The following is a 25,269-nucleotide window of genomic DNA, read 5'->3' as shown; positions in this document are numbered from 1 at the left end:
AAGAGTAATCAATGATGAAAGAAAATATTAAATTTAACAAAGATAATTTAGAATTAAGAATACTTGAAAAAATAAATGAACATGATAGATATAATGAAAAAATTTTATTTTTTATAAAAATTCTTTATATTATATTCACAATATCTATGACTGGCACTATTTGTTTTTTAGTTTTAGCTGAACCTGAACCTGTATTTGTTTTATCTACTGTATTTGTTGCTTTTGTTTTATCTGTTGTATTTGTTGCTTTTTTAAATTTATTCATATTTGGAGTGGGAATGGTAAACATGATAAAAGCCATGTCGTCAGAGACGTTATTAGGATATTTTGTAAAATGCTATACAGACAAGGAGTTTAGAGATTTTTTTATGGCTATTTTCAATTCTAGAAAAATTATAAAATATAATGACAGGAATGAAATTGATTCTTTTTTTATAAAGACAATGGATGAAGAAAATGAACTACATAAAATAGACATAATAAAAAAATCTCTTTTATAATTAGTATAAATTCGAACAATTAGTAGATTGGTGATCCATTTTTACATATTTATGAGGGGGTATCTATCCCCTCCCCTTTAAGCCTCTCTGCTTTTCCTTCTACTATCAATTTAAAATCCTGCAGCTCATCAAGATAGTTAAAAATGATAGAGATTGTATTGTGCAATACAAATTGACGGTAGGTGTCGAATCATGAGTAACAAACCTGCAATTAGGGCGTATACCGAACTACAGCAAGCATATGATTTTTTCAATGCTACGTTGTTCGCTGATTCTTTGCCGGATACGCTCTCAACGTTGGTACATGAGATGTGTCACGTCTGGCAACATCACACACCAGCCAAGAAATGCCGAGGCGGGTATCATGATCGCGTTTGGGGCGCAAAGATGGAGGAAATTGGTCTTATGCCCTCCAATACTGGCCTCCCCGGGGGAAAAAAACAGGCCAACAAATGACGGATTACATTATTCGTGGTGGTCGTTTTCAAACAGCGGTGTATGACCTGCTCAAGACCGGATTTTCTATCTCATGGTATGACAAGTGGTCACAAGGGGCGGTGATTACGTCAAAGACAAACGGCGACATTCTGGACGACTGGCTACGTGTAACGGATAAGAACGACTTAGAACTGATCAGCAAGGGTAAAACTGATATAGGCACTAACGACGATGATGATACAGACGGCTCTGAGCCAGTAATTGACGTTAGGCCACCTGTAAAGGGAGCCGCAACAAGGACTAAATTTACCTGTCCTGAATGCGGCCTTAATGCGTGGGCTAAACCTACCGCCTCCCTTATTTGCGGTGATTGTAGCATTACATTAGCCCCCTCATGATGTGTGAATACTATCATTTTCAACAGTGCCGGTGAGTTGGCCAACGAGTCAACCAGACACTAGGCATCGAGCGATTAAATACTATCAAGGAAATTTCATGGGTACATTAACTGTTAGGACTCTGCCAGAGCATGAAAAAGCTCTGGCTGTGGTCGGTTCTGGTCGGTGATAAGAGAGCGTCACAAACGTTATTAAAGGCACTGATGGCCTATGAGCCGCATCTTAAAGAGATCGACAAGTTGCGTAGTGCCTTACGTCAAATTGAGCGGGAACGTGACGAGTACAAAGGGAAGATTGAACGGTACAGATCTGCTGTTAGTGGGTTACTAGACTAATATTAGTTACATCATACATATATATAATGACCACACCTTGCCCCAGTGAATTTACATCCAGATCGCAAGCTAAATAGGAAAAATCGGGGCGGGTAATACACAATACCTGTCACACACACGCCCTACCCGCCAAAATCAGAAGTTTTCTGTCAGCAATCCAGACAAAATACCACCGTTTGTTTTTTGTTAAATTTGCAACAATTAAGAAACTTTTTAACAAAATTATACTTCACCGCTTTTTTTCACCCAACGCTTGATAAGTTGAGTTACACGCATGATTAGTCAAAGATTAACATATTTTGTTATCTTTTGATTAATCATTATTGATAATCTATGATTATCTTGATATGGTTAATCAAAGATTATCGTTACGTGATATCCATTGATTAATCACTTCTGCTAGCCTTTGATTAATCAATGATAAACATCAATGAGAGGTAGGAAAATGATTATAGTTTTTGGATCAGATAAAGGTGGTGTAGGAAAAACAACAATTACGGCAAACTCAGCAGTAATGTTGCAACAAAAAACTGCGTCTGTCGCATTAGTGCGAACAGACAAAAACGAAGATTTGAATACATGGCAAAGTTTACGACGAGAACAGCCCGTTCCTGATATTCCAATTATGACTTGTTACGGAAGCAATACACATAAAGAAATTAACAAATTGCACGGGGTAACAGATGTAATATTGGTAGACACTGCCGGACATGATAGCGTTGAGCTTCGCAGTGCATTACTTGTTGCAGATGTATTTATAGCTCCAGTAAGCCCGACATCCATGTTAGAAGTTGTTACACTGAATAAATTATCATCCATTGTGAACGAAGCTAAAAAGGAAAACACAAAGCTAAAAGCCTTTGCTTTACTTAATCGTTGCCCTACTTCACCATTTAATAATGATGCAGTAAAAATCACACAATATCTTAACGATGATCCCCTGCTTTTATCTCCATTCAAAACACGCATATCAAACTTAAAGGCTTTTGAAAAAGCCATAAATGAAGGGCTGGGAGTGCATGAGCTTAAAGGAAAAAATGTAGGGTCAGCAAAAGCACAATTAGAGCTTTTATTCGCTGAACTCATTGATTCCATTCAAGATAGCTAAAAAACCATTGAAAACCATTGAAAATCATTGATTAATCAATGATTAACTCGATATTGAGGTGGATTATGGATATAAATAAATTAAAAAAACACGCGCCAGCGATTGAACAGTCAGAAAGTAAGACGGTTAATGATTTTATCGCCCAAGGTGATAAAAAACCGACAAAAAAAACAGAATCTATCATGGTAGGTTTTCGCATGGATGAAGATACCTTAGAACGATTAGACAGGCTAACTAACGGACTAGGCAAGAAACGTATTAACATTTTACGGGCTTCACTGCTTGCCTTTGAATCGCTATCACCTAGCGATAAAGCTAAGTTTTTAATAGAAGTAATGAGGTAACTACAATGCTTGAGCACAAATTCAAAACAGTTAGAGAACTTAAAGATGCGCTTAATGAATGCCCTGATGATGCCGAAATTTATATAAGTGAGCTGCCTAATAACATATCAAGACACGGTTTAACCACGGTTTTTGATGGTAAAAAAGTCTTAATTTGTGAATATCATGATTATGAAATGATTAACAAATCTGAGTTGTTGCTGTGAATCGAAAATGTAATTTTAAGAATTTAAATCCCTGACTAGGACACACCTAGTCAGGGATTTCGGGGTTATAAACTACGCCCTTTATTTTGCTCTTGAGATTTCTTCTGTTCGTTCTGTTGGGCTTGTTCTGGTGCATGTTGAGATTTAGCCTTTTCAACATTCGAATCCAGTTTACCACGTTGCTCTTTCAGTTCGTCAAATTCGCTACGTGACCACGTTTTTGATTTCATGTGGTCAACATGCGTGTTAAGTTGTTTTTCAGCATGTTTAAGCGGTGATTCAACCTGTGGATTGGCTAATTTAGTGATATTAATCGATACTGGCTCAATTTTTCGCATATCAAGATTTTTAGTATCAATTCCCATACGATTTAAATCACTTTCAGTCACATCTTTTAATTGAGTGACCATCTTATCATCTTGTTTAAAGGCAACCTTAAATTCCGTTTTACTTTCAAATCCATCGTTTTTCTGTACTGGAACAACAATAAGTTTATTGAATTTCTTTCCGTCAATGGTTGCCGTTTCTGTAGCTGGTTTTTGTTGTTCTGGTTTCGGATTAATATTAAATCCTTGCTCTTTAAGCTTGGCTTCAATACTGTTTTTTGCTTGCTCTGGCATTGGATAGTATTTAGCCATTATTTCAATTGTTTTCATAAACTCGTCGTTAGGCGCAATTTTCGATAATGCTTGAGCGTATTCGGGATTAGAATCAATTTTAAGCATAACTTCATAAGCAGTGACTTTATGATTTTCTACCGCCTTTAAATCACGCGCTGCCATTGCTTCGAGATCAGACTTAGACACGTTAAAGTCCATTGCTTTCACTTTGTTTTCAATGTCTAATCGCGCTTGCTCAGGGATTTGACTTGGCCTACCCATTAATTCAATGTTTTGCATTGTATCTTTATCAACACCCACTGATTTTAATGCTTGAGCGTATTCAGGGCTATGTTGAGATTTAAACATGATTTCATAAGCAGCAATCTTATTCTGCTCGTAAGCTCGTACATCATTATTTGCCATAACTGAAAGGTCATTATTTTTTCTTTCAGGGATATGAACAGGTTCCATTTCTAACGTAGATAACGTATTTTTAGGGGTATTATCAACTGTGATTTCATGCGGACTTTCAATAACGGATTCTTTTTCAGATTTAACCTGATAATCAACTTTAATGTTAGTATTTTCTTTAATGGTATTTGAATCTTGCTCTTTAAAATCACTTGTATTTTGCTGTTTTTGTATTTCTTTAAGGCGTTCAACCTCTTTTAACATCATTTCATGATATTTTTCAGGTGTGAAAATAATATTCATGCCTTTTTCAGCAGCAGCAAGCGCGAGGGTTTCTTTAAAAGCGTCACTGCCTGATAAACGTAATGCACCGCCATATTTTTTTTTGGCGTATTCCAGCATCATTGCGGCTTCATTTTTACTGATTGTTCCTTTCGCTTCAACATGTGAACCTGTGTCTTTAAAAACCATTTGTTTGGTCTTTTGATCAAGATATTGGACTTCCTTATCTTTTTTATATGCCACTAAATCAGTAAGTTTTTTACCTGAATTCACTTGCTCTTCAAATTCATTAAATTGTTTTTTGCGAGTGACTGCTTTTTCAAAACTAAAATCAGTATCAGCATTCATAATTTTATTGGTCATGTAATTTCCTCTTTCAGTTAACATTTTATCAAGTAATAATTTCTGTTCTAAATCACTTGGATTCCAGTGATTATGAATCGCATTAACAACACTGCGTTTTTCCTGCGTGATTTTATTTAAAGCTTCAATGTCTTTTAAATGATTAAACATTAAAAAGCCGCGTTCAACTTCTTTTTTTTGAACATCTTTTATTGAAAAAATGGATTTCAATTCTTTTCGATATTCAAATTCCAACGCTTTCTTTTCATCACGGTAAAAAACGTTTAATGTTTTTTTCGCGGTTTCTCGTGAAATAGACCTTTCTTTTGCTTGCTCACGATTTAATGGAGGTCGTGATAAAACCGATAAGAAAGGTTCATTTTTTTGTTGAGATTCATTAACCGTTAATAAGTCTATTTTAGCATCTTCCCACGATAAACCTAAATGTTTTGTGAGAAAATCACTCGCATTTAAATTTAGTTTACTAACGCAAAATCGAGGGCTGTTATCTTTTGCAAACGTCACTTTATGCAATGCAGGGTCAATATTATATTTACTGACGCAATACGATAAAAACCGTTCAGGATTTATCGTTTGTCTGATTTCTCGCATTAACGTTAAATCATTTTCAGAGGGTTTATTTTCCAATTTCATTAATGATTGCTGAATTGGATTTGTTATTCTTCCTCGTCCTCTTGAATTCGATGTCCGTCGCATTCCGCTACGATGATATTGTCTATCTTGTTCGTTTTTAATAACACCACGTTCATTAGGTGACAATACAGGGTTAGATTGTCCGGTTTTGCGCTGCCCGAATCCTCGTAGCTCGTAAACCATGTTGCGTTCTTGCAAAGATGACAATCGCTCCGGCGCGGATCGGGATTGAGTTCTTTGGATATGATGTGTAAAACCTCGCTGCGGATTTCTCCCGGGCTGTAATTGTCCATGAAGGTTTTCTCTGGGTTCTCGTTCAATTTGGTGTCGCTCATTGTATTGATTCCTTAACGTTAAAAGCATATCTGCTTTTTGAAGATCGCTTGATTTCGCGTAGGTTTTACGCAACCTTTCCCCTGCGGGATGAATATGTTTTATTTCATGACTGGTTTTATTGCACCATTCGTTTAAATCTTTTTCAATTTGCTTTGGAGTTGGCTTGATTAAAGGAATAGTCCGCGTTTCAATAAATTGTTTTGAAAATAATGGGATTTTTAATCGAGTAAACTTGCTTTCATCTGGTAATTTAACCCCATAATATTGATTTGATTTACCTTGATTATAGGTTTTCACCTCCCCATATTGCGATAAATGAGTCAAAAAATCTTTTTCTGTCTTAATGCTTTTACTTTCAATGTCAGAAATTAACGTTTGTTTAAGCTCGGATTTAGCTTCACTAAACAAATCCCCTTTCATACGGGATAATACATTAGCATGGTTCTGATCGCTTACTCTAACTCCATCTTTGGGACTGGCTAAATTGAATTTACTATTAATATGCTCTTGAATGGCATCAAGGCTTTTAATATTGAATTCACCACGACCTCTAGGATTTAAATGTTTTCCTGTTAATAAATTTTTTTCGGGGATCACAATATGAATATGGGGCTTTCTTTCTATTAATAATCCCGTTTTTTCATCGACAACATTTTTTACTTTCGGAATGTGTGCTTCGGCATAAAAACAATATTCGTCTTTATCGTAAGCATTCATTAAAAGCGTTTTGTATTCTTCGCAAACGGCTTTTAGTGTTTCTTCATTTACTTGGCTTTCATGAAAAGAAAGTGAAATGTGTAAATAGCGTTCTTGTCCTTTATCTGGAATGCTTTCAATAACATGATCTAATTGCTCGATGTTCCCATCTAAACATAAACGATAGTCTAAATCATCACGCCCAAGTTCACGACCTTGCTTTTGACCTGTTTCAAGGTAATAAACTATCCCACTATTACCACCGCCAATTCTACTTAACACGTTCTATCCCTATCGTTAAGTTGTCAGTAATGATACTCAATTTGCGATACCAATCGGTTAACTGTTTTTCGGTCACGGTGTTTTCTTTGTAAGCAATGTTAATTTGTTTGGCAATCTGATTAACGTTGTTGCTCGTTTTATTCACTAAAAAGAGAATGCGGTCATACTCTGGCGGTTTTCGGGTTTGAAGCTTTGGAATTGCCTCAACCTGACCAAGTACCATCATGCGAAAAAACTCACTCTTGCTGACATCCATTTTTTCAATGATTTCTTTAAATGGTGCGTACTCTTCATCAGTTAATCTAAACGACACCATGTTTTTTCTTTCTATTTTTGATTCTTTCATAGGCTCGTAGAGACTCCTTTAATTTCCAATTAAAGCCGCTTCGCGGGGGTATTAGGGGGACTTTCCCCCTAAGCACGTCGATTATACATGAAGCTTTAGCTTAATGTATACATCGCCCTCGTGCCTGTAATTATCACTGTCAGAATTTAGTTGTTATTAATAAAGCATTTTTAAAGCATATATAATGCAAAAACAAAGCATTAACCATGAAAAAAAGCATAGTTAAAGCATATTTAAAGCATATTTAAAGCATTGTTACGTTGACTATTATTTTTAACGTGATATCCTCTTATAGAGGTGAAAAAATGAAAGAACTAGATGCTTTATGCAAAGCGATATCAGAGAATCGATTTAAGTCAATTCAAAAGTGTATCGATTTATATTATGAAGATTTAGTGTTATCTAAAGATTTGTATGGATGGAGTGCAGTGACTAACTTCATTAATCAAAATACAAGTTTACAAATTAAAGAAAGTTTTTTAACTAATATGTTTTATCGGGCATCGAAGAAAAGCGCCATTAATAAAACATTAAAATCAAAAAATACACTTATAAAAGAAAAAAGTAGTATTGAAGAAAAAAAGCCATCGACAGAACCACTTCAAAAAGGTGATAATGTCGAAAACAAAAAATCAGATTCGTTTAAGAATTTTAAAAATCTTAACCGAATTTCATTAAATCTTATAGATAAATACGATATCGATTTGGAAACATTAAAATCGTTAGGCGTAATGACTTTTCAAGATAGATCGATAGTTGAAAGTAAGATTAAAAATCATTGTCAATCTATCGATAAAGAAAATATGCAAAAAGAATTTTCACATATATTGAAAAAGGATTCGTGAATATGAAAATCATCGTAATGAATAACAGCGGTAATGTCGGAAAAACTACCATCTGTCAAAATATGCTCGTTCCTCGTTTAGACGGTATTGATGTGATCCGTGTTGAAACCCTTAATGATGATGGGGAAAGCACAGGTGAAAAATTAGGAGCTGATCTGTTTGATGAGATTTTCCAATCCATTTTATCCTCTGAAAATGTTTTAGTTGATGTTGGGGCTTCAAACGTTGAAGTATTTAACTATAAGCTCGAAAATGAATTTGTGGGTTCGCATTCTTTTATTGATTGGTTTATTGTTCCCGTTACGCCTGATGAAAAACAGCAGCGTGATACCATCACGACAATTAAAACATTAATTGATATTGGTGTTAATCCAGAAAAAATCAAAGTGGTTTTTAACCGCTTAAATGTAAAAAAAGATTTATTAAAACAATTTGAAACGCTGATTTGCAGTGACGATTTAAAAGAATATGGTTATTCTTTTTATTCTGAAATTCCGCTAATTGGCATCAATAACACTACGCTGTTTGAAACACTGAAAAAAGCCAATATTGAATATGGTTTTATTAAAAGTGTAGATATGGAATCGTTAAAACAGCAGATTACCGAAGCTAAAGATGCGAAAGAAAAATCTAAATTCCAACTTCTACAATTTTATCGAATGGGATTTGATAGTTATCAATCGAATCTTCAAGATATTTTTGATTCATTAGAATTAAAATTATTTTAATAAAAAGGGCGTGTAACGCTCGCGCCCTTATTAGTCTGAATCAGAAATAACCCAACCCCATAAATATATTCATGGATTCGACAATGGGATTCATGAGGGAATATGTATGGAAACATTAACGGGTTATTATTTATTTTGTTTATCTTAGGTTTAAAAAAAGGATTAAATTATGTCTGAAATTGAAAGTAACAATGTTATCGACAATAAAGAATCCCCATTAAAAGGGTTAAATATGGCAAGAGCATTGGATGCATTACAAGAAAACCCCGAGCTACGCGCCTTTTTTATGAATGGCTTATTAGAACAGAGTTATGAGTTAGAAAAGCAATTAAAAAGCCTTTCAAATGACCTGCCGGAAACAATTGATGATCGGGTAGCAAAACAAATCAAAGTCTCTATTGATGAATTATCAAAAAAACTTGATGCCATTCATGGCGCAATTGGGGATTTACCTCAAAACCTCGATCAGCAAGTTGCGCTTTTTCGTGATGTGTTAACAGAAACCCGCGAACAAGTAAATCAAGAGGTTGATGCTTTACAAATTAAAGTCGAAACTATTAACAGTATGGCACTAAACACTATCGCACAATCAATGCGTGATAACGTTCATGTGTTTGAAAAAGAACTCAGAGAAGCTAAAGATAAGGTGTTTTCTGAGGGCGTAAAAACGATTAAGGAAACCAACCGACAAGCTAATTGGATTTTGATTGTAGGCGCTGCTGTGATTGTTATAGGCTCTCAGATTTTAGTTTGGTACACACTGTGATTTTGAACGCGTCGTTAACGCTCCAATTTCATCAAGCGGAAAAATTAAGCGGAAAAATTAAGCGAGTAAACGTTAATAAGCGTTTCTATCGTTGCCCCTCCAGTGCTACAGGCGAAGTACGATCTTGACCACAAAAGTCCCGTTTTACTTTGCGCCCGAAAAGTAAAACGGGACTAATCCCTTTCAAATTTCCTATAACATAATAATGGGATGTTCAACACCACACGCCTTTGCATAACGCGCTAATGTACTGATACTGGCCTTGTCAACGTTAGATTCCATCCGGCTTACGGTTGAAGGATTAACCCCCATAATTTTAGCGATTTCCTGACGGGTTAATCCTGCATGTTCCCGCCATTGTTGCAAGGTTTCTTGTAATCGCTCTTTTCTGGTTTCTTCTTCGTATGCTGCGCGGTATTCTGGATCTTTCACCCATTCTTCGTGTAGTTCTCTATGCGTTTTTAGTTTCATTAAGCAACTCCTTTAATCTGGACTTAGCCAATTCGATATCATGCCGTGAGACTTTTTGTGTTTTTTTAATAAAAACTCTTAAAATAACTATGTTGCGACCTGATTGATAGACCCAAATCCCTCGCGCAATATCCGTTCCCATTGTTCGCAGCTCAAAAAGACCATCACCTAACGATTTTGTATGTGGCTCTCTTAACTTAGTTGGATCTGCTTCTAACTTTTCGACCACCTTATCGTATTTAACTTTGATATTAAATGGCAGTTCTGCTGCTTCAATCTCAGCCTCTGGGTGATAAAATACGGTATAGGTCATTTTTCCCTTCCCCTCCTTTCTTGTATTTGCATTATAATACAAATATGTATCAAAATGCAAATTATTTGAGTAAAAAACGCTCTTATTTTTTCATATAAAGCACACAAGGATAATCCAAATGATTTCTATTGTTTTTTAAATGAGTTTATAAAAAAAGAAGAAGAATCTTATAGAGAGCTTAAAATAAATGAATGAACAACCCCGCCGCAAGCAGCGGGGTATCAAAACCAATAGTCAACTACAGGGTAGTTCGCCCCAAGGGGCGGGGAATATAACCCTCAGAGATTCAATTTCCTAACCATGAACCCAACGGGCGCAGAACGCAACACAACGAGATAGTCAGATGGTCGGAGACAAAAAGATAAGAGAAAAATCATAAAGCCGTGGATAACTGATGGCATGGGGTGTTGAGAGTTTGTGATAAAAATAACAGATTATTTAGTAATCTTTATTGACCTAATAATTAGGTCATTTTATACTGTAGTTACGGTAAGGGAATTGACCCGACCGATAAACAAACCACTAGAGGATTCAAATATGTTTAATTCAACCAATGATGCTAAAACCTATTTAACTAACTGCGGCTGGATTAATGCTATTGATATCGAGCGCGAAGACGAAATAATCGAAGATCTGTATCGCAATGCTGAAGACGATGAAAGCGCTAATGCCATCGTAGAAAAATATCGGGTTTAAATAACATAAAGCCTTGCATAAGCGGGGCTTTTTTTTATGGAGATTAATTCATGGATAACCGAGAAAAATTAATTGTAATTGGTGAAAAAGTTTTTGGTAAACAATGGCAATCTCCTATGTCTCGCCTTTTGGGAGTAGAGTCTCGCGCAGTTAGACGCTATGTATCTGGTGATTCGCGTCCCCCTATGACATATCGATTAATCGAGGCACTAGAGAAAAAACAGCGTGAAATAAACGAGGCGATAGCGCTCGCTAAATCTGGCTTCATCTCAGGTGATGATGTCACTACCGACGTCATTGAATCTATAGTTTCTCAGTACACCTACGAGGATGAGCATTATAGAAAAGGCGCATTTGATGCCATAAATAATTCAATTCATGAGGAAACCTACCTCTCTGATTTACACCAAATAGCCAAAAAATACGTTCAGGAGTAACTATGGATTTGTTGAATGATAAATGGATTCCTGTAATGCAGAACGGCGGATTTACCCGCATCACAATCGATGAGGCAATGAATTTACCTCTCTCACATCTGGCGTTCAGCCGATTTGAATTTCACTACGCTTTTTTATTGCTAATGATCGGGGTTAAAAAATATCCGTATAAATTCTATACGGTCTTAAATGGTATAGAACGGTTTGTGCAAGATCCAAAAGCACAAGAAGGGACTCTAAAAAATATAGATTTATTGTTACTAGACTCACCTAGTGAAAGCGCCATTAAAAAAAATACTGACCATTTCGTCAAACGGAATAATTGTCAACAAATGTGTGAACCATGTGCCGCAATTGCACTATATACTAAAACTCAATTTGTTAGCCCGGGAGGGACAGGACTCCGCCCTGGTATGTATTTCAACACCGTAACATATTTTATTGAAAAAGAGACGCTGGGAGAAACCATAAAAAGCAATACATCTGATAGTGCAGATACCTCAATTTATTTCTCCATTCCAAACTACTATTGGCTGGATTCATCAAGTCGTTCTCATGGAGAGTGCTCAATATGTGGAAAAAACACTCATGTCATTACTCATTTCTGGCAAAAAGGCAAACCAGAGAGTGAAAAACCAATTTATGAACTCACACCATACAATGCACGAACAATAAATAGTAAACGTTTCATGGTTTCTCCTGAATTACCTGAAATTAGTATTATCGATGGGTGTTCAAGAAGCAGTTATCAAGCCATACCGCCAGAAGTGATATCTATCAATGCTACGATTGGTGACAACATCATTGCACTCAATATATTTTATGAAAAAGCCAAGTTAAGAAAATTATCATCTCATAAATTCAAATTAAGAGAAAAATTTGAATGGACTCCGATTAAACTCTGTGTAGAAGCAGTTTTAAAAATGAATACAGGCGGCTTCAATCCAGATTTTAAATCCACTCTTGCTGGAGAAGTTTACCATAATATTTCTGATAATATTTTGCACTGTAATTATAACGAATTTCGCTCCAGCCTCAATGTATTGGATATGTACTGTCCTAATTCTCCTAATCAGAATGGTAATCCACTACAATTTATGAAAAAAATGAAAATTTTTGAACACTATCAATCAGAAATAAAAAGAATAAATAAAATTAGGCTAGCAAGAGAATTTAAGCGGCAGCGACTAAAACAGATAAATCAAGAAAAAGCCATATCATTGCTATATGAATTTGGGCTGACGCTTGATGATTTAGCAGATTTAATATCAAGTGATTAGATCGCGCTTGAACTTCTGAAAGGCGATAGTGTAAAAGGAATAATCACCACTTCCATAGGAGGTGGTGAGACTGGCAAGCAATAATTTGTTAGGATAAACCAAACATTCCACGAAGTGATTCTGTGTAATCACTAATAACCTCACCACCATTACCATGTACAAGTAGAATATAACCTAGTTCATCAACTTCTGGAAAATTTTTTTCTATTTTATTTCCAGTTAACCGTTTAACTTTCAAAATTGTTAATTCAGTATCACCAATTGCTGATAATATTTTTTCTTTGTTTCTCGTAGTTTTTACTGCAACATATTCTTCGTCACGGACGCAAATCGCTAATTCTTTGTTAGATAATATAGAATCTATTAGATTTGTAATAATTACCTTTTCACTATACGGTAACTGTTTCATAATAACCCCTTAGAAATATTAATTTTTATTTACACTAACATATCTTGTGATAGCCCTATTATATCTTATAAATAGGAATTTAACCCTGTTTTTTCTGTGAAAAATTCTTGAAGCTGGTCGAAAAAAACCCCTTGAATTTCGGATATTTCCTTACACTCTATCCCTCTGATTTTTAAAAATTTCATTTTATAGGTGTCGGACGGTTCGAGGGTGATTTGGACGCAGTTAATGCCCTTTGCCGCAAAACGCGCTGGAAGTTTAAATTGCAACCCATTTTCAATGGCTACCAGATATTTTGCGCCTGTCATGGCAATAAAACAATTACCTCCCATTTGAGCTAAAATTGTGTTTGCAATTTCAATATTACGTGTTGTCATTTTAAATTTCCTGCCTATTGGCATTTAGTGGTAAGGAATATTTCCCGTTTCAATAAATACAATATGCCCGATAACGGGCGTGATTGCAACTATTAATTTTTGAATTTTTAATAATAGTGATTCATCGCTAAAACCGACCGGATAACCATCTTTAAAATAAAAATTAATCAGGTCATAATAACCCAAGTGTAAACCCTCGATGCTATCAAACAGTTCAGGGGCAGGGGTATCTAACGAATCACTCCACTTGATAAAACCCTCATTCGCCAATTCTGTGAAGTATTCTAGCAAGTCAAATAATTGTAATTCGGTGAGTTATGACATGATAAACCCTTTTAAAAAAGCCTACGAATAGGCTTTAATTAAGTAAAGTTGTTAAAAAACAATTGACTCTTTAGAGAAGCACAACAAAAACAGCAACGCAGATAACACGGCAGAATAAAGAAATGCCACAGAGTTATGATTGTTGATTTCAGCCATAAACGCCTTAAACTCCTTCCCTGTCATGGCTGGCATTTTGACGGGTAATCCTTGCTTAACGCAATCAATCAGTGATAACATTTCTTTTGACATATTTAAACCTCATTTAACTATGTTGATGTGATAACCGCTAGATTGCCCTCTAGCGGTTATTTTCTTTTAGATCATTTCTTTACACGCGATTTCTATATATCCCAAATCCTCATAACGTTTGATTTCACTTAAAAGATGCTCAGTGTCTTTTACCTGAATAAGAGTTGTTTCTACGTTAACGATTTCTTTGTGAACATTTAACGCTTTAAGGTGAAAAATAAACGTTTTAGGTTTATTGAATAGAATATTGATAATAATAGTTGGTTGCATTTTAACTTTCCTGCCTATTGGCATTTAGTGGTAGGGAACATTCCCCGTTTCGACAAATATATTATGCCCGTTTTAGGGCGTTAGTGCAAGTTTATTTTTGATTTTTTATGCCCTTTAGGGCATGTAAGGCAACCCACGAAAGCCAAGAAAACGCCCTTAGTTGATTTGCCGATAAAAAAGGGGGGATTGAATAGAGCAGGGAACCCCCCCCGCACTGGTCAGCCGTGAGCGGAGCGAACCAAACAGGCACAGAACGCAACACAACACGATTGTCTGACGGTCGGAGACAAAAGATATGGGAAACGTCACGTTAAATGATTAAACCGCTCAGAATCGTTTAGGCGGCTTGTTTTTTTTATTTGCCAACGAAAAATGCACGGCCAGCTATTAGCAAATTTATTTTTTGTGATACCAAGTTACCCACCGCACTTAAAAAATCGCGGGTACGCCTGCGCTACGCTATCAGCTACCCGTGCGCTACGGATTGCCGCACTTTTAAGGGTGCGGCAATCCTGCTCGACTTTTTAAAGCCGTGGATAACTTTACGTGCTCAAATAAAGAAAAAAAACACAATCAACCCGAGTCCTATTGTTAACGTGACTGCGAGAATTATTGATAAAATCCGATTGATTTTAAGTAAAACCCCTTTACCCTTACGATTAAAGGTTACTAAAAAAATATTTAACCCTGCCAATATATACATGGCAAAGAAAAAGATAGGACTAATCGAAAGGTATTTATCCGTTAATAATAGACCAACCACAACAAAAACCATGATCGAAAAAGTAAAATTTACGATTTTTTCTAACTTAATTAAGTTCATTTCCTAATATCCTTGTATTAATTTTTCATTGGCGTAATCAATAATTAGATTATTGTCTATATCACATCGCTTTAAAATGGAAAAATACTCAATTTCTGCGATCTCATCACTGGATAATTTTTTATATAAAGATTCGGCTATAGAATCAAAGCTAGTAAAACACGCATGAACAAATAGCATAATAACTAAAGTCATAAGAAAACACATGAACACAAAACATGCCGCGACTTCTGCCGGGAATGAATAAATACACCAACCAGAAAATCCACAAAAAAAAGCCCATATACAACAAATAACAGACTCGCATTTTTTATTTCGATTAGAAACCAATTTTAATAATTTATCGAATTCTAAACTAATCATTGTTTGATTATTTCTTTTCATTTTTATCTCCAAAATAAATTAAATTTCTCACAAAATTCTTTCGTGAGTTCTTTGCAGGGCAGTAATGAAAACTCAATATTTTCAAGTTTTGTGAAATAATGTTCAGTTTCCATTAATAAAGTTCGTTTAGGCTTTATCCCCTTGAGCTTATCTTCTCTTGAAACCTGATCTCGCTTGAACTTCTGAAAGACGAGCTTGTATTTTTCACTATTGTGAAAAACAGAAAAACACTCACTAAAGGTATTTCCTTTCACTTTTCTAAAAATTAATTCATAATTTAAAATCATTAAACTTCCTTTCATATAATAATAAAGAGCGGCTAATAGCCACTCTTTACGATAGATTACTCTTCTTGACTCTCCTCTTCTTGACTCTCCTCTTCTTGACTCTCCTCTTCTTGACTCTCGTTATTAATATCCATATTTGGATCAAACAGTTGTTTGTAGAGTTCCAGCGGAATTGACACATTCACCAACTCCCCGTTAATTTCTGGATGGGCTTCTGCCACAATATCTAAAATTTTAGAAACCGTTTTCTTGGGCGGGGTATATTTTTTCGGTTTATCGCCGGATAACGCTTTTGCAACCGTCAGTTTTTTCTGGCGTATCAGTTTTTTGATTTCAATGGGTAAGTTATTTACTTTTTTCATATAGTAAACATGTTGAACCGTTTTACCCACTTTTCCCGCAATTTCTTCAACCGTGAAGCCGAACGCCTCTAAACGGGCTAACCCCTCGGCAATCTCAACCGCGCTCACATCTAAACGCTGACCTGTGTTGATCATCAATAAGATGTTTTTTGCTTCATCCCCTTTAGAGTCTGTTACTGCATGGCGAATAATTTCAGCCCCTAACTCTGTGTTAGCTTCTTTAATAGCCATGTATCGATGAGCACCATCAATAATAACGGCTTTTTGGATATCAACGTCAAATTTCACTACGATAGGCGGGAAAACCCCTCCATCAGCATAGTCTTTTGCCAGTTTAGAGACATATTCTTTTACATAAGGTTGTTCCCAATATTCATCATAACCTAAACCCGCATAACGAATATTCAATTCTTTTGGCAACTCAAGAAATTTAATATCAAGCATTAAGGTTTTTCTTGATCTTACAGCTTCTTTATCAAGACGTGAAAGCTGATCTAATGAAGTTGCTTTTTTATCGGTCATTTTATTTTCTCCCGCCTATTGGCGACTAATAAGGTTATCAATGAATAATTAAAAACATTTTAATTATTTCTTGCTCGTATTTAACTTATATTTGGGGTGAATACCTGTTAACAATAGGAAATATTCACATTCCGCAGGGCTTAATAATTGTTTTCGAATTATTTGAGTGCTAGAACGTTTATTTACCCATGTTTTAGCACTAATGCCTAACAGATCAGCTATTTCTTGATCTGATTTTTTTAGCGTTTGTTGAAAAAAAACTAAATCTTTGGGTTTTACATCATTTACGTTAATCAATTTGCACTCCTATTATTGTGTTTGCCCTTAGACTTAGTTTTTTATAAACGCCCATTACTGGGCGTTATTATCAGTTAGTACCAAGAGCTAAAAAAGTGTTCTTCGTCTACTGGAGTTAGTCTGGCTTGTTCAAAATCTTCAATTTTAATCAAAGGCTCTGAATCATACTCTTTCACTTGACGGCGAAGTGGCTCACCAATAAAGTCATTTAATACGGGTTTTTTATAGCCTGACATATTCCCATCTTTGCGCGTTTTAGCACTAATTTCTCTTACAATGACCGTTTTTTTACCGTGTAACTCGATCACCTGATAAAAATTCACGTTGGTTTGTTCGTAACCCCAAGATGAAGCTAAAACATCATTCACTGAAACCGAACCATTACGAAAAACTAATTTAGATACTGACATTTTAAATCTCCTGCCTATTGGCATTTAGTGGTAGGGAACATTCCCCGTTTCGACAAATATATTATGCCCGTTTTCGGGTGATTGTGCAAGGTTTAGATTGATCTAATGCTTGAATATTTTGCTTTTTTTCATTTATTTTTATGCCCTTTAGGGCATGTCAGGCAACCCACGAAAGCCAAGGAAAACGCCCTTAGTTGATTTGCCGATAAAAAAGGGGGGATTGAATAGAGCAGGGAACCCCCCCGGGCTGGTCAGCCGTGAGCGGAGCGAACCAAACAGGCACAGAACGCAACACAATACGATTGTCTGACGGTCGGAGACAAAAGAAAGGAAAACCACAAGATAAATAAAAAGCCCTCGTTAAGGGCTTATTGAATGTTTACGATAAATTTAATAATTGCGCTTTGACAGATTTAGCAGCATAAAGCGCATTAGAAGTTGTTTTTCTTATCCAAGCATTATTGGTTTTACTCCAATTAAACCCATTTCCTTTTAAAATCTCTCTAATATCATAAGAGGGCTTTCCTTCAAAAATAAACATGATCCGATTAATCTCATAATCCAGTTTAAAAGTGAAATTTTCGTTAACCTCAATCACATCTGTTTTATCTTTATTTTTTGATAAACTTTCTATTCTTTTTTTAATTCTATTAATTTCAGAGTTATTATTTTGAAGCCGATAAGAGGCAAACCCAATACGCCCTATAAAATCCCCTTTTAATAATTCTTCTGCCGTTTCTTTTTTTAATCCTAACTCTGCAATATTTATTATTTTTTGTTCATCAGTTAATTTTTTATTTTTAACAATTTTATTTACTGATTTCATGATTTCATGACTTTTTTGTAACCGCGCTAATTTGTCTTGTAATTTTACAATTGCATTAGGATCATCACTGGATATACCTGATTTACCAACGGAATCGGCTTTGTTTTCGTAATACTCCGATTTTTTGGCTTGCTCAAATGATTTATCAAAAGTATTTGTAATTTTTTGTCTGTAATTTCTATCGCGTTTTTCGCTATGGTGTCCGATTAAAATAGGTTGACCAAAAGGAATAACTGATGCCATTTCTTTTGCTCTTGAATAAGTTCCATTACTTTGAATAGCTGCGTTCTTTGCAAGTTCTTGGTAACGCTCCTTGCGGCGGGCTTGCTTTTCTTCATACCAGTTAAGCGGCTTTTCTTGAGACTCTAAATCAACGTCCTGCGCTTCGAGGGGGATATCTTCCGTTTTATCTTTGGGTTCTGTTGGTTCATCTAAAGGTTTAGTTTGTGAAATATGAAAAACAGTAGTTTGACGTTTCACTTTCACTTTTTTGGTTTCTTCCGAATTTTCCTCTTTTTTATCAACAAGAATATAGGTAATTACCTTAACGCCTTTTTCACCTTTTTTAACTACGCGACCTTTGGCTTTCCACGCACGGAACGTAAAAACATTAACACGCGGCTCAATATCTTCCTCGCTTATTTCCATCTCCATAAATCCCGCAAAAATAGCATCATAATTAGCTTCTGAATGATTACTTTCAGCGCGGTTTAATGCTTCCATAGCTAATTCATGTTTAGTCATTTTAAAACTCCTGCCTATTGGCATTTAGTGGTAGGGAACATTCCCCGTTTCGATAAATACATTATGCCCGTTTTCGGGTGATTGTGCAAGGTTTAGATTGATCTAATGCTTGAATATTTTGCTTTTTTTCATTTATTTTTATGCCCTTTAGGGCATGTCAGGCAACCCACGAAAGCCAAGGAAAACGCCCTTAGTTGATTTGCCGATAAAAAAGGGGGGATTGAATAGAGCAGGGAACCCCCCCGGGCTGGTCAGCCGTGAGCGGAGCGAACCAAACAGGCACAGAACGCAACACAATACGATTGTCTGACGGTCGGAGACAAAAGATAAGGGAAACATCACCGAGAACGATAATTTAAGTGATATTACGCTTCCTCGCCCGTTCGCTCCCTACGGTCGGTCACTTGGCTGCGGCAAGCGTTGCGGGTTAATAGTTGCAGGTGCTTGATCTTGAGTAGTTCAGGCGACACTTTCTTACATTCCCCCTAAAACTTTTTGTAATCGATTCTAAGCTATTTTTTTGTTTAGACATACAATCCAACGAATTAGACCAAAATAATTCAACAGAGGGCGTTTGAGGGCGTTTAAAAATTAGATCTCTTTAGGATCGGAATTAGATCTTTCAGCTTGGCTGATCAAGTAGGGTCGATAATATCGATAATCTTTCCAATGACTTCATCCAGAATTTCAAGGGTCACGTTTGAAGAATAACTCGCGTTTCTTGCTTCTAAATCAAGTGTGCGTAACTGGTGACATAACGCACACCCCGTTACAATCCCCTTATCGGTGCTTGCTCCATCAAGTATCACAGTAACTCCTGATGAGCGGGCGGTCAGTCCTGTGCTAGTAATGGGAACGCAAATCGCCGTTCCCAACGTTTTGTTTAATTGTTCGTCTGAAATAACCAGATAATAATGCGACCCTTTAAATTCTCGACCACTAATAGGGTCGCCGTTTGTATGCCAAATTTGACCTTTAGCGGGGATTTTTTTCGCCATTAAATTAACTCTCGTCCAACAGGCAAATGATCGCCTAATTGCTCATTGAGCTTTTGGATCTCTACGGTATCTACGTCCGATAATATTTCAGAAACACTCTTGCGACCTCTAGGAATGCGTTTTAAAGGCATTGTGCTAATGGCTTCCCCAAAAGAATCAATCTTCATCACCATTCCGACTAACCAGCCCTTTGTAGCAAGAATCTCACTAGGGATCGTCATGACGACAGCCCCGCCTTGTTGTCTCAGTTTTGTTATTGACATAAAGCCCCCAAAAAATAATCACTATTGATTAATATCATTCTAAGCTAGAAGTAACATAAAGTCACACTGTTTTTATAAGTCCTAAAATATCAAAGATATGAATAATTCTTAACCCGCAACGCTCGCCGCAGCCAAGTGACCGACCGTAGGGAGCGAACGGGCGAGGAAGCGTAATATCACTTAATCGTAATGGGAGCAGAGTCACTGAATAGCTAAAAAGGGAAGTATTAATTATTGTTTTTTTCTTTTTCTTTAAATTCTTATTCTTTACTCCTATGCTACATATTACTTTTCCTTTCTTTTCTTATGAAATTTAAATTTTTGTATATCAATAAGTTATAAACTCATAGATGTACAGATTTATCAATAAAGATGTACAGATTTATCAATAAAGATGTACAGATTTATCAATGACTCATTTTTAAGATGTACAGATTTATCAGTAAAGATGTACGGATTTATCAAAGTAGATGTACAGATTTATCAATAAAGATGTACAGATTTTCTGTGAATAACTTTATTTATCAACAGAATAACTTTATTTATCCACAGAATGACTTTATTTATCCATAGAAATAGACTAAATAGAAAATCGCAATAAACTCAATGATTTATGCTTTTATTAACTGTTTTGTATTAATGTGATCAGTCATTAATTGGTTTTTTTTGAAAAAACTCGATCTTAATCTTTGGTTTATGAGCTTTTTGGCATTAATGAAAGATGTACAGATTTATCAATTAAGTATGTACAAATAAAAACATGTGTACATCTATAAATAATTTATTTATACTTTAGTTAAATTGAAAAAGGATTAAGAAATGAAAAATAAAAATTCTATTGTTTTTACACAAGCAAATGATTTGATTGATGGTTCGTATAGCTTAACTTTACCTGAAATTCGTTGGCTCTATTTGATTTTAACAAAAATTGATAGTAAAAAACCTCAGCCGGAGGGGTTTTATACCGTCTACGCAAAAGAATATATAGATATTTATGGTTTAAAAGAAATTGGTTATAAGCAAGTTAGAAATGTTGTTGAATCATTAGCATCTAAACCTGTAGTTCTTTTTTCATATAATGAAGAAAAAAAACGAGTCGAAAAAGATATTATTTATTGGTTTACAAGAATAAACCAAGGGGTTGGAGATGCTTATGGCGATGTCACTGTTAAGTTTTCAGAAGATGTTAGAGATTATTTATATGAACTGAAAGAATCGTTTACTCAAATTAATTTAGAAGAAATGGTTAAACTAGATTCTCCGGTTGCCTTTAGAATTTATAGTTGGTTAATGAAATACAAGTTATTAAATAAAAATAAAAAGGAAAATGGAGTAATTTGTACTAATCCATTAGGTGTGGAGTGGGTAAAAATGTCTCTTGGTATGGAGGGGCTATATCCTAAATACGGTGAATTTAAAAGAAGAGTTATAGAGCCTGCCGTAACTATTATTAATAATGCAACAGGAATAACTGTAACTTATAATGAAATTAAGTCTAACCGAAAAGTAGAATCTATAGTTTTTTGTTATATTGAAGAAAAGTTAATAGATAAAATTAAACCTGCACGTCCAAGAATGCCGAATAGACCTCATGTAACAAAGGGGAGCGCAGGGGAGGGTGATTGGGCTAGAAAGTGCATTGAAATTATGAAAGACTACTTATTAAAATTAAGAGCTTATGATAGTAAATTGAATTTAAGTAAACCTGATTTAGAAAAGGTCATTAATTGGCATGAAATAATTGGCAACCCATTTGATAAAAATTTTTGGGGAAAACAATGATTGATGAAAATAATTTTTCTATAACTTTCTCAAAAAATATTTACCCAAAGAATCAGAGTTACCAAAAATCATCTTAACCAAAGAAAGTAAATTAGTTATTTCGGGTTGAAAAATATTTCACTTAAAATGATTTATCAGTTGCATTAATAACCTAAGTCATTTAATATTTATTATTTTAAAACGTTTTTAAAAAGAGGCTTTTATGAAAAAATTTATTGCAGCGGTTTTATTAGGAGTATTGGCATTAGTAGGTTGTAATGATGGTGGGGATAATGGCGAACTTGCGGGGGTTTATCAGTCCGAAAATAAAGACCAAATGATTTTATCTTTTAATCAAGATGATAAACAGTATAAAGTTGATTACCGACAGTATATTGATTTGTCTAAAGTAAATAAATATGCAAAGCCACAATATAAAAATTCTAGCCTTGTCGGTTATTCTGTAAGAGAAAATGATTTTTTGGTTATTCCATCTGAACAGAATAAGAAAATTTTCAAAATTGAAAATGATAAATTGAAATCTATTTATAATAGCCAAGAAACTACATATACAAAATCAAATTAGTTTAACACAATGAAAAATCAGGTTCTTTGACGTTACGTGAGAGGATTGCGCCCTCCCACGTAACTAATCATATCAACCTAAGTCGAGGTTAACATGACTGAGTATGATCGTAGCTGTATTAACGCTTTATCTCAACTTTTTCCTGAATTAAGTCCTACAGAGAAAATAGTAGTAATCCTTAATTCCCTAATGGGAATGACGACAAAAGCCATTGCCAAGGAGCGAGGGGTTGCTCCTGACACTATTGATACTTATTTTAAACGGGCGAAAGAAAAGCTTGAATGCGATTCTTTACAAGAATTTAGGGGGGTTGTGGTTCTTCGTATTTTAGCTCGAAATATAACCGCTATTTAGTGATGAAAGGTTTTCTATATTTACTTAAGTGAAATGTAATAAAAATATTATAAAATCTAAAAATTTTTTATTAAACCACCGATTCTAGGTGGTTTTTTTATTTCTACTCATTTTTTGATGTACCGTTTGGCGGGACAGACAAAGATTTGTTTTTCAGTATCATAGGCAAAATCAAATTGAGATTGGGAAGCGAACCGTCTGTGAAAAATGAAAATGTGAAAAGTATCAATATTGAAAAACCGCTGCATCAATATTTGCAGCGGTTTTATTAGGAGTATTGGCATTAGTAGGTTGTAATGATGGTGAGGATAATGGCGAACTTGTGGGAGTTTATCAGTCCGAAAATAAAGACCAAATGATTTTATCTTTTAATCAAGATGATAAACAGTATTTTGGTTATTCCATCTGAACAGAATAAGAAAATTTTCAAAATTGAAAATGATAAATTGAAATCTATTTATAATAGCCAAGAAACTACATATACAAAATCAAATTAGTTTAACACAATGAAAAATCAGGTTCTTTGACGTTACGTGAGAGGATTGCGCCCTCCCACGTAACTAATCATATCAACCTAAGTCGAGGTTAACATGACTGAGTATGATCGTAGCTGTATTAACGCTTTATCTCAACTTTTTCCTGAATTAAGTCCTACAGAGAAAATAGTAGTAATCCTTAATTCCCTAATGGGAATGACGACAAAAGCCATTGCCAAGGAGCGAGGGGTTGCTCCTGACACTATTGATACTTATTTTAAACGGGCGAAAGAAAAGCTTGAATGCGATTCTTTACAAGAATTGAGGGGGGTTGTGGTTCTTCGTATTTTAGCTCGAAATATAATCGCTATTTAGTGATGAAAGGTTTTCTATATTTACTTAAATAAAATGTAACAAAATATTACAAAATCCAGAAATTTTTTATTAAACCACCGATTCTAGGTGGTTTTTTTATTTCTACTCATTTTTTGATGTATCGTTTGGCGGGACAGACAAAGGTTTGTTTTTCAGTATCATAGACAAAATCAAATTGAGATTGGGAAGTGAACCGTCTGTGAAAAATGAAAATATGAAAAGTATCAATATTGATTTCCCTGTGAGTTTTCATCTGTGGCTAGAGCCAAGAGCCAAAATGAATGTACGTGCAAAACGCGCTGAAATTAAAGTGATTGTCGCTCAGTTGATGAAACTTGACCCTGATTTAACAGGATTAGAAGAAAAACTCTATCAAGGACACACTAAAAATATTAAATGGACAGGAGTACAGTTGCCTTTAAGCGTCCATTTGTGGTTAGAGGAGAGAGTGAAAAAAAACGAACGTACTAAAGCAGAAGAATTGAAATTGTTGTGCTTTTGGTTGCAACAAAAAGAAAGTTAGACGGTTAGTCACACGGCAATGTGACTAACCGTTAATTAACAAAAATTACGAGAACTCATTTAATGGAAATTCTAACGAATGTGCTTCAACACGTTCAGTTAGCAGCTACATATAAGTTCATGAGAGAAATTTAATATGAAAACTACACCGCTTAATTTAACAGTTTTATCGATATTGATCACCTGTTCATTATCTGCGAGTGCCTTTGACGGGAGAAATGGCTTACTTTCCGGAAAACGTACAGCAGTTGGAGAAAATTCTAGGGCAACTGGAGAGTTTGGAACAGCATTCGGTGCTGATTCAGAGGCGCCAGGCTGGGAAGCTGTCGCTATAGGTGAGAAAGCTAAATCATTCGGGAAGGCATCAGTTACGTTGGGCAATCACGCACAGGTCGATCATGAAAATTCGATTGCTATTGGTTTTGAATCAAAAACGGATAGAGATAATTCTGTTTCATTTGGTAAAGCCGGTTCTGAAAAAATTCTAACAAATGTTGCGAATGGAACAGCAAACACTGATGCGACAAATTTGAAACAACTGATAGATAGTGAATCCAGTTCAAAATCTCACGCTAGTAATTTGTTTAATAGTGAAAAATCAACTAGGGAAAATGCTGATTCGCAATTACACAGCCGCATTAACGCGGAACAGCAAACCCGCACTCAGGCCATTACTAACAGCAACACCCGCACTGACCAGTTAATTGCCGGCGAACAGGGATCACGCACTCAGGCCATTACTAACAGCAACACCCGCACCGATAAACTGATTGCCAGCGAACAGGCGGCACGGGATGCCGAGGACAATAAACTGCATGGGCGTATTGATACCGA

The 25,269-nt window shown here is 35.4% G+C and carries 33 protein-coding genes and 3 pseudogenes; 20 read left to right on the top strand and 16 right to left on the bottom strand.

Annotated elements, in window-relative coordinates:
* Window positions 1–11: 11 nt before the first annotated feature.
* From NXS07_RS09290 to NXS07_RS09265, 6 genes and pseudogenes are all read left to right on the top strand, one after another.
* Window positions 12–500 (top strand): hypothetical protein, encoded by a 489-nt coding sequence (locus NXS07_RS09290; protein ID WP_258086607.1) that lies wholly within the window; start codon window positions 12–14, stop codon window positions 498–500.
* Between the two features lie 192 nt (window positions 501–692).
* A pseudogene (locus NXS07_RS09285) lies at window positions 693–1,336 on the top strand (SprT-like domain-containing protein).
* 131 nt (window positions 1,337–1,467) lie between these two features.
* Entirely contained in the window at window positions 1,468–1,671 is a 204-nt protein-coding gene (locus NXS07_RS09280) for a hypothetical protein (RefSeq protein WP_258086606.1), read from the top strand.
* Between the two features lie 445 nt (window positions 1,672–2,116).
* Window positions 2,117–2,779, top strand: coding sequence for a nucleotide-binding protein (locus tag NXS07_RS09275; protein WP_258086605.1), 663 nt, complete (start codon window positions 2,117–2,119; stop codon window positions 2,777–2,779).
* Between the two features lie 65 nt (window positions 2,780–2,844).
* Window positions 2,845–3,123, top strand: coding sequence for a hypothetical protein (locus NXS07_RS09270; RefSeq protein WP_012368896.1), 279 nt, complete (start codon window positions 2,845–2,847; stop codon window positions 3,121–3,123).
* 5 nt (window positions 3,124–3,128) lie between these two features.
* Window positions 3,129–3,329 carry a hypothetical protein gene (locus NXS07_RS09265; protein WP_258086604.1) on the top strand — a complete coding sequence of 67 codons (201 nt, stop codon included), beginning with the start codon at window positions 3,129–3,131 and terminating at the stop codon, window positions 3,327–3,329.
* A 65-nt stretch (window positions 3,330–3,394) separates the two neighbouring features.
* Here the strand turns inward: NXS07_RS09265 and NXS07_RS09260 are convergent, their stop codons facing one another.
* Together NXS07_RS09260 and NXS07_RS09255 are read right to left on the bottom strand one after the other, a co-directional pair.
* The gene (locus tag NXS07_RS09260; RefSeq protein ID WP_258086603.1) at window positions 3,395–6,934 is read right to left on the bottom strand and encodes an LPD7 domain-containing protein; all 3,540 of its coding nucleotides are present in this window, start codon (window positions 6,932–6,934) and stop codon (window positions 3,395–3,397) included.
* Complete coding sequence (locus NXS07_RS09255; RefSeq protein WP_258086602.1) at window positions 6,924–7,280, bottom strand: plasmid mobilization protein; 357 nt, start codon at window positions 7,278–7,280, stop codon at window positions 6,924–6,926. The genes NXS07_RS09260 and NXS07_RS09255 overlap by 11 nt, the downstream gene beginning before the upstream one ends.
* Window positions 7,281–7,585: 305 nt before the next feature.
* Between NXS07_RS09255 and NXS07_RS09250 the strand changes: the two genes are divergently transcribed.
* The 4 genes and pseudogenes from NXS07_RS09250 to NXS07_RS21820 all read left to right on the top strand — a co-directional run.
* Window positions 7,586–8,125, top strand: a complete 540-nt coding sequence (locus NXS07_RS09250) for a hypothetical protein (RefSeq protein ID WP_258086601.1) — start codon at window positions 7,586–7,588, stop codon at window positions 8,123–8,125.
* Window positions 8,126–8,127: 2 nt separating this feature from the next.
* On the top strand, window positions 8,128–8,853 hold the full coding sequence (locus NXS07_RS09245) for a transcriptional regulator (RefSeq protein ID WP_258086600.1): 726 nt from the start codon (window positions 8,128–8,130) through the stop codon (window positions 8,851–8,853).
* 169 nt (window positions 8,854–9,022) lie between these two features.
* A complete protein-coding gene (locus NXS07_RS09240) occupies window positions 9,023–9,619 on the top strand; it encodes a hypothetical protein (RefSeq protein ID WP_258086599.1) in 597 nt (198 codons plus the stop codon).
* A gap of 16 nt (window positions 9,620–9,635) precedes the next feature.
* Window positions 9,636–9,680: pseudogene (locus tag NXS07_RS21820) on the top strand (hypothetical protein); the annotation flags it as partial.
* A 131-nt stretch (window positions 9,681–9,811) separates the two neighbouring features.
* On the opposite strand, the gene NXS07_RS09235 reads toward NXS07_RS21820, so the two are convergent.
* Both NXS07_RS09235 and NXS07_RS09230 read right to left on the bottom strand, forming a co-directional pair.
* Window positions 9,812–10,090 carry a helix-turn-helix domain-containing protein gene (locus NXS07_RS09235; protein WP_258086598.1) on the bottom strand — a complete coding sequence of 93 codons (279 nt, stop codon included), beginning with the start codon at window positions 10,088–10,090 and terminating at the stop codon, window positions 9,812–9,814.
* Window positions 10,071–10,403, bottom strand: coding sequence for a type II toxin-antitoxin system RelE/ParE family toxin (locus NXS07_RS09230; RefSeq protein ID WP_258086597.1), 333 nt, complete (start codon window positions 10,401–10,403; stop codon window positions 10,071–10,073). Before NXS07_RS09230 ends, NXS07_RS09235 begins: the two co-directional genes overlap by 20 nt.
* Before the next feature lie 537 nt (window positions 10,404–10,940).
* Here NXS07_RS09230 and NXS07_RS09225 point away from each other — a divergent pair.
* From NXS07_RS09225 to NXS07_RS09215, 3 genes are read left to right on the top strand one after another with little or no spacing between them, the layout of a single operon-like run.
* Complete coding sequence (locus tag NXS07_RS09225; protein ID WP_258086596.1) at window positions 10,941–11,099, top strand: hypothetical protein; 159 nt, start codon at window positions 10,941–10,943, stop codon at window positions 11,097–11,099.
* A 50-nt stretch (window positions 11,100–11,149) separates the two neighbouring features.
* Window positions 11,150–11,536 (top strand): helix-turn-helix domain-containing protein, encoded by a 387-nt coding sequence (locus NXS07_RS09220; protein WP_258086595.1) that lies wholly within the window; start codon window positions 11,150–11,152, stop codon window positions 11,534–11,536.
* A gap of 2 nt (window positions 11,537–11,538) precedes the next feature.
* Window positions 11,539–12,816, top strand: a complete 1,278-nt coding sequence (locus NXS07_RS09215) for a type I-E CRISPR-associated protein Cse1/CasA (protein ID WP_258086594.1) — start codon at window positions 11,539–11,541, stop codon at window positions 12,814–12,816.
* An 88-nt stretch (window positions 12,817–12,904) separates the two neighbouring features.
* Here NXS07_RS09215 and NXS07_RS09210 read toward each other — a convergent pair whose 3' ends face one another.
* The 4 genes from NXS07_RS09210 to NXS07_RS09195 all read right to left on the bottom strand — a co-directional run bounded on the left by NXS07_RS09210 (window position 12,905) and on the right by NXS07_RS09195 (window position 14,445).
* Window positions 12,905–13,225 (bottom strand): hypothetical protein, encoded by a 321-nt coding sequence (locus tag NXS07_RS09210; RefSeq protein ID WP_258086593.1) that lies wholly within the window; start codon window positions 13,223–13,225, stop codon window positions 12,905–12,907.
* A 65-nt stretch (window positions 13,226–13,290) separates the two neighbouring features.
* The gene (locus NXS07_RS09205) at window positions 13,291–13,602 is read right to left on the bottom strand and encodes a hypothetical protein (RefSeq protein WP_258086592.1); all 312 of its coding nucleotides are present in this window, start codon (window positions 13,600–13,602) and stop codon (window positions 13,291–13,293) included.
* A gap of 375 nt (window positions 13,603–13,977) precedes the next feature.
* A complete protein-coding gene (locus NXS07_RS09200) occupies window positions 13,978–14,175 on the bottom strand; it encodes a hypothetical protein (RefSeq protein ID WP_258086591.1) in 198 nt (65 codons plus the stop codon).
* 66 nt (window positions 14,176–14,241) lie between these two features.
* A complete protein-coding gene (locus tag NXS07_RS09195; RefSeq protein ID WP_258086590.1) occupies window positions 14,242–14,445 on the bottom strand; it encodes a hypothetical protein in 204 nt (67 codons plus the stop codon).
* A gap of 359 nt (window positions 14,446–14,804) precedes the next feature.
* Between NXS07_RS09195 and NXS07_RS09190 the strand changes: the two genes are divergently transcribed.
* On the top strand, window positions 14,805–15,275 hold the full coding sequence (locus NXS07_RS09190; protein ID WP_258086589.1) for a hypothetical protein: 471 nt from the start codon (window positions 14,805–14,807) through the stop codon (window positions 15,273–15,275).
* Here the strand turns inward: NXS07_RS09190 and NXS07_RS09185 are convergent.
* The 8 genes from NXS07_RS09185 to NXS07_RS09150 form a co-directional block, all read right to left on the bottom strand.
* Window positions 15,272–15,652 (bottom strand): hypothetical protein, encoded by a 381-nt coding sequence (locus tag NXS07_RS09185; protein ID WP_258086588.1) that lies wholly within the window; start codon window positions 15,650–15,652, stop codon window positions 15,272–15,274. The genes NXS07_RS09190 and NXS07_RS09185 overlap by 4 nt on opposite strands.
* Window positions 15,653–15,654: 2 nt before the next feature.
* Entirely contained in the window at window positions 15,655–15,939 is a 285-nt protein-coding gene (locus NXS07_RS09180) for a hypothetical protein (protein WP_258086587.1), read from the bottom strand.
* Between the two features lie 56 nt (window positions 15,940–15,995).
* Window positions 15,996–16,823, bottom strand: a complete 828-nt coding sequence (locus NXS07_RS09175) for a ParB/RepB/Spo0J family partition protein (protein ID WP_258086586.1) — start codon at window positions 16,821–16,823, stop codon at window positions 15,996–15,998.
* Between the two features lie 63 nt (window positions 16,824–16,886).
* The gene (locus NXS07_RS09170) at window positions 16,887–17,120 is read right to left on the bottom strand and encodes a hypothetical protein (protein ID WP_258086585.1); all 234 of its coding nucleotides are present in this window, start codon (window positions 17,118–17,120) and stop codon (window positions 16,887–16,889) included.
* A gap of 74 nt (window positions 17,121–17,194) precedes the next feature.
* On the bottom strand, window positions 17,195–17,530 hold the full coding sequence (locus NXS07_RS09165) for a hypothetical protein (RefSeq protein ID WP_258086584.1): 336 nt from the start codon (window positions 17,528–17,530) through the stop codon (window positions 17,195–17,197).
* A 379-nt stretch (window positions 17,531–17,909) separates the two neighbouring features.
* Complete coding sequence (locus NXS07_RS09160) at window positions 17,910–19,100, bottom strand: DUF3560 domain-containing protein (protein ID WP_258086583.1); 1,191 nt, start codon at window positions 19,098–19,100, stop codon at window positions 17,910–17,912.
* Between the two features lie 635 nt (window positions 19,101–19,735).
* The gene (locus NXS07_RS09155; protein WP_258086582.1) at window positions 19,736–20,098 is read right to left on the bottom strand and encodes a type II toxin-antitoxin system PemK/MazF family toxin; all 363 of its coding nucleotides are present in this window, start codon (window positions 20,096–20,098) and stop codon (window positions 19,736–19,738) included.
* The gene (locus tag NXS07_RS09150; protein WP_258086581.1) at window positions 20,098–20,361 is read right to left on the bottom strand and encodes an antitoxin; all 264 of its coding nucleotides are present in this window, start codon (window positions 20,359–20,361) and stop codon (window positions 20,098–20,100) included. Before NXS07_RS09150 ends, NXS07_RS09155 begins: the two co-directional genes overlap by 1 nt.
* 819 nt (window positions 20,362–21,180) lie before the next feature.
* On the opposite strand from NXS07_RS09150, the gene NXS07_RS09145 reads away from it, so the two are divergent.
* The 6 genes and pseudogenes from NXS07_RS09145 to NXS07_RS09120 form a co-directional block, all read left to right on the top strand.
* Window positions 21,181–22,143, top strand: a complete 963-nt coding sequence (locus NXS07_RS09145) for a replication initiation protein (RefSeq protein WP_258086580.1) — start codon at window positions 21,181–21,183, stop codon at window positions 22,141–22,143.
* Between the two features lie 202 nt (window positions 22,144–22,345).
* On the top strand, window positions 22,346–22,708 hold the full coding sequence (locus NXS07_RS09140) for a hypothetical protein (RefSeq protein ID WP_258086579.1): 363 nt from the start codon (window positions 22,346–22,348) through the stop codon (window positions 22,706–22,708).
* A gap of 93 nt (window positions 22,709–22,801) precedes the next feature.
* Window positions 22,802–23,062, top strand: a complete 261-nt coding sequence (locus NXS07_RS09135; protein WP_258086578.1) for a helix-turn-helix transcriptional regulator — start codon at window positions 22,802–22,804, stop codon at window positions 23,060–23,062.
* Window positions 23,063–23,652: 590 nt separating this feature from the next.
* Window positions 23,653–23,913, top strand: a complete 261-nt coding sequence (locus NXS07_RS09130; protein ID WP_258086577.1) for a helix-turn-helix transcriptional regulator — start codon at window positions 23,653–23,655, stop codon at window positions 23,911–23,913.
* 199 nt (window positions 23,914–24,112) lie between these two features.
* Window positions 24,113–24,436 carry a hypothetical protein gene (locus NXS07_RS09125; protein ID WP_258086576.1) on the top strand — a complete coding sequence of 108 codons (324 nt, stop codon included), beginning with the start codon at window positions 24,113–24,115 and terminating at the stop codon, window positions 24,434–24,436.
* Between the two features lie 135 nt (window positions 24,437–24,571).
* A pseudogene (locus tag NXS07_RS09120) lies at window positions 24,572–25,269 on the top strand (hypothetical protein); the annotation flags it as partial.

This window comes from Xenorhabdus bovienii (assembly GCF_024721015.1).
Taxonomy (GTDB): Bacteria; Pseudomonadota; Gammaproteobacteria; order Enterobacterales; family Enterobacteriaceae; genus Xenorhabdus; species Xenorhabdus bovienii.
The sequence above is the reverse complement of the archived record's forward strand: the minus strand, read 5'-3'. Positions and strand labels throughout refer to the sequence as shown.

Coding starts and splice junctions, on each gene's coding strand:
- NXS07_RS09145 (WP_258086580.1), top strand. CDS start 21,181: ATGAAAAATAAAAATTCTATTGTTTTTACACAAGCAAATGATTTGATT.
- NXS07_RS09200 (WP_258086591.1), bottom strand. CDS start 14,175: ATGTCAAAAGAAATGTTATCACTGATTGATTGCGTTAAGCAAGGATTA.
- NXS07_RS09230 (WP_258086597.1), bottom strand. CDS start 10,403: ATGACCTATACCGTATTTTATCACCCAGAGGCTGAGATTGAAGCAGCA.
- NXS07_RS09210 (WP_258086593.1), bottom strand. CDS start 13,225: ATGAAACAGTTACCGTATAGTGAAAAGGTAATTATTACAAATCTAATA.
- NXS07_RS09270 (WP_012368896.1), top strand. CDS start 2,845: ATGGATATAAATAAATTAAAAAAACACGCGCCAGCGATTGAACAGTCA.
- NXS07_RS09245 (WP_258086600.1), top strand. CDS start 8,128: ATGAAAATCATCGTAATGAATAACAGCGGTAATGTCGGAAAAACTACC.
- NXS07_RS09160 (WP_258086583.1), bottom strand. CDS start 19,100: ATGACTAAACATGAATTAGCTATGGAAGCATTAAACCGCGCTGAAAGT.
- NXS07_RS09225 (WP_258086596.1), top strand. CDS start 10,941: ATGTTTAATTCAACCAATGATGCTAAAACCTATTTAACTAACTGCGGC.
- NXS07_RS09255 (WP_258086602.1), bottom strand. CDS start 7,280: ATGAAAGAATCAAAAATAGAAAGAAAAAACATGGTGTCGTTTAGATTA.
- NXS07_RS09150 (WP_258086581.1), bottom strand. CDS start 20,361: ATGTCAATAACAAAACTGAGACAACAAGGCGGGGCTGTCGTCATGACG.
- NXS07_RS09215 (WP_258086594.1), top strand. CDS start 11,539: ATGGATTTGTTGAATGATAAATGGATTCCTGTAATGCAGAACGGCGGA.
- NXS07_RS09135 (WP_258086578.1), top strand. CDS start 22,802: ATGACTGAGTATGATCGTAGCTGTATTAACGCTTTATCTCAACTTTTT.
- NXS07_RS09280 (WP_258086606.1), top strand. CDS start 1,468: ATGAAAAAGCTCTGGCTGTGGTCGGTTCTGGTCGGTGATAAGAGAGCG.
- NXS07_RS09130 (WP_258086577.1), top strand. CDS start 23,653: ATGACTGAGTATGATCGTAGCTGTATTAACGCTTTATCTCAACTTTTT.
- NXS07_RS09165 (WP_258086584.1), bottom strand. CDS start 17,530: ATGTCAGTATCTAAATTAGTTTTTCGTAATGGTTCGGTTTCAGTGAAT.
- NXS07_RS09205 (WP_258086592.1), bottom strand. CDS start 13,602: ATGACAACACGTAATATTGAAATTGCAAACACAATTTTAGCTCAAATG.
- NXS07_RS09290 (WP_258086607.1), top strand. CDS start 12: ATGATGAAAGAAAATATTAAATTTAACAAAGATAATTTAGAATTAAGA.
- NXS07_RS09265 (WP_258086604.1), top strand. CDS start 3,129: ATGCTTGAGCACAAATTCAAAACAGTTAGAGAACTTAAAGATGCGCTT.
- NXS07_RS09220 (WP_258086595.1), top strand. CDS start 11,150: ATGGATAACCGAGAAAAATTAATTGTAATTGGTGAAAAAGTTTTTGGT.
- NXS07_RS09235 (WP_258086598.1), bottom strand. CDS start 10,090: ATGAAACTAAAAACGCATAGAGAACTACACGAAGAATGGGTGAAAGAT.
- NXS07_RS09195 (WP_258086590.1), bottom strand. CDS start 14,445: ATGCAACCAACTATTATTATCAATATTCTATTCAATAAACCTAAAACG.
- NXS07_RS09240 (WP_258086599.1), top strand. CDS start 9,023: ATGTCTGAAATTGAAAGTAACAATGTTATCGACAATAAAGAATCCCCA.
- NXS07_RS09140 (WP_258086579.1), top strand. CDS start 22,346: ATGAAAAAATTTATTGCAGCGGTTTTATTAGGAGTATTGGCATTAGTA.
- NXS07_RS09180 (WP_258086587.1), bottom strand. CDS start 15,939: ATGATTTTAAATTATGAATTAATTTTTAGAAAAGTGAAAGGAAATACC.
- NXS07_RS09175 (WP_258086586.1), bottom strand. CDS start 16,823: ATGACCGATAAAAAAGCAACTTCATTAGATCAGCTTTCACGTCTTGAT.
- NXS07_RS09185 (WP_258086588.1), bottom strand. CDS start 15,652: ATGAAAAGAAATAATCAAACAATGATTAGTTTAGAATTCGATAAATTA.
- NXS07_RS09155 (WP_258086582.1), bottom strand. CDS start 20,098: ATGGCGAAAAAAATCCCCGCTAAAGGTCAAATTTGGCATACAAACGGC.
- NXS07_RS09250 (WP_258086601.1), top strand. CDS start 7,586: ATGAAAGAACTAGATGCTTTATGCAAAGCGATATCAGAGAATCGATTT.
- NXS07_RS09275 (WP_258086605.1), top strand. CDS start 2,117: ATGATTATAGTTTTTGGATCAGATAAAGGTGGTGTAGGAAAAACAACA.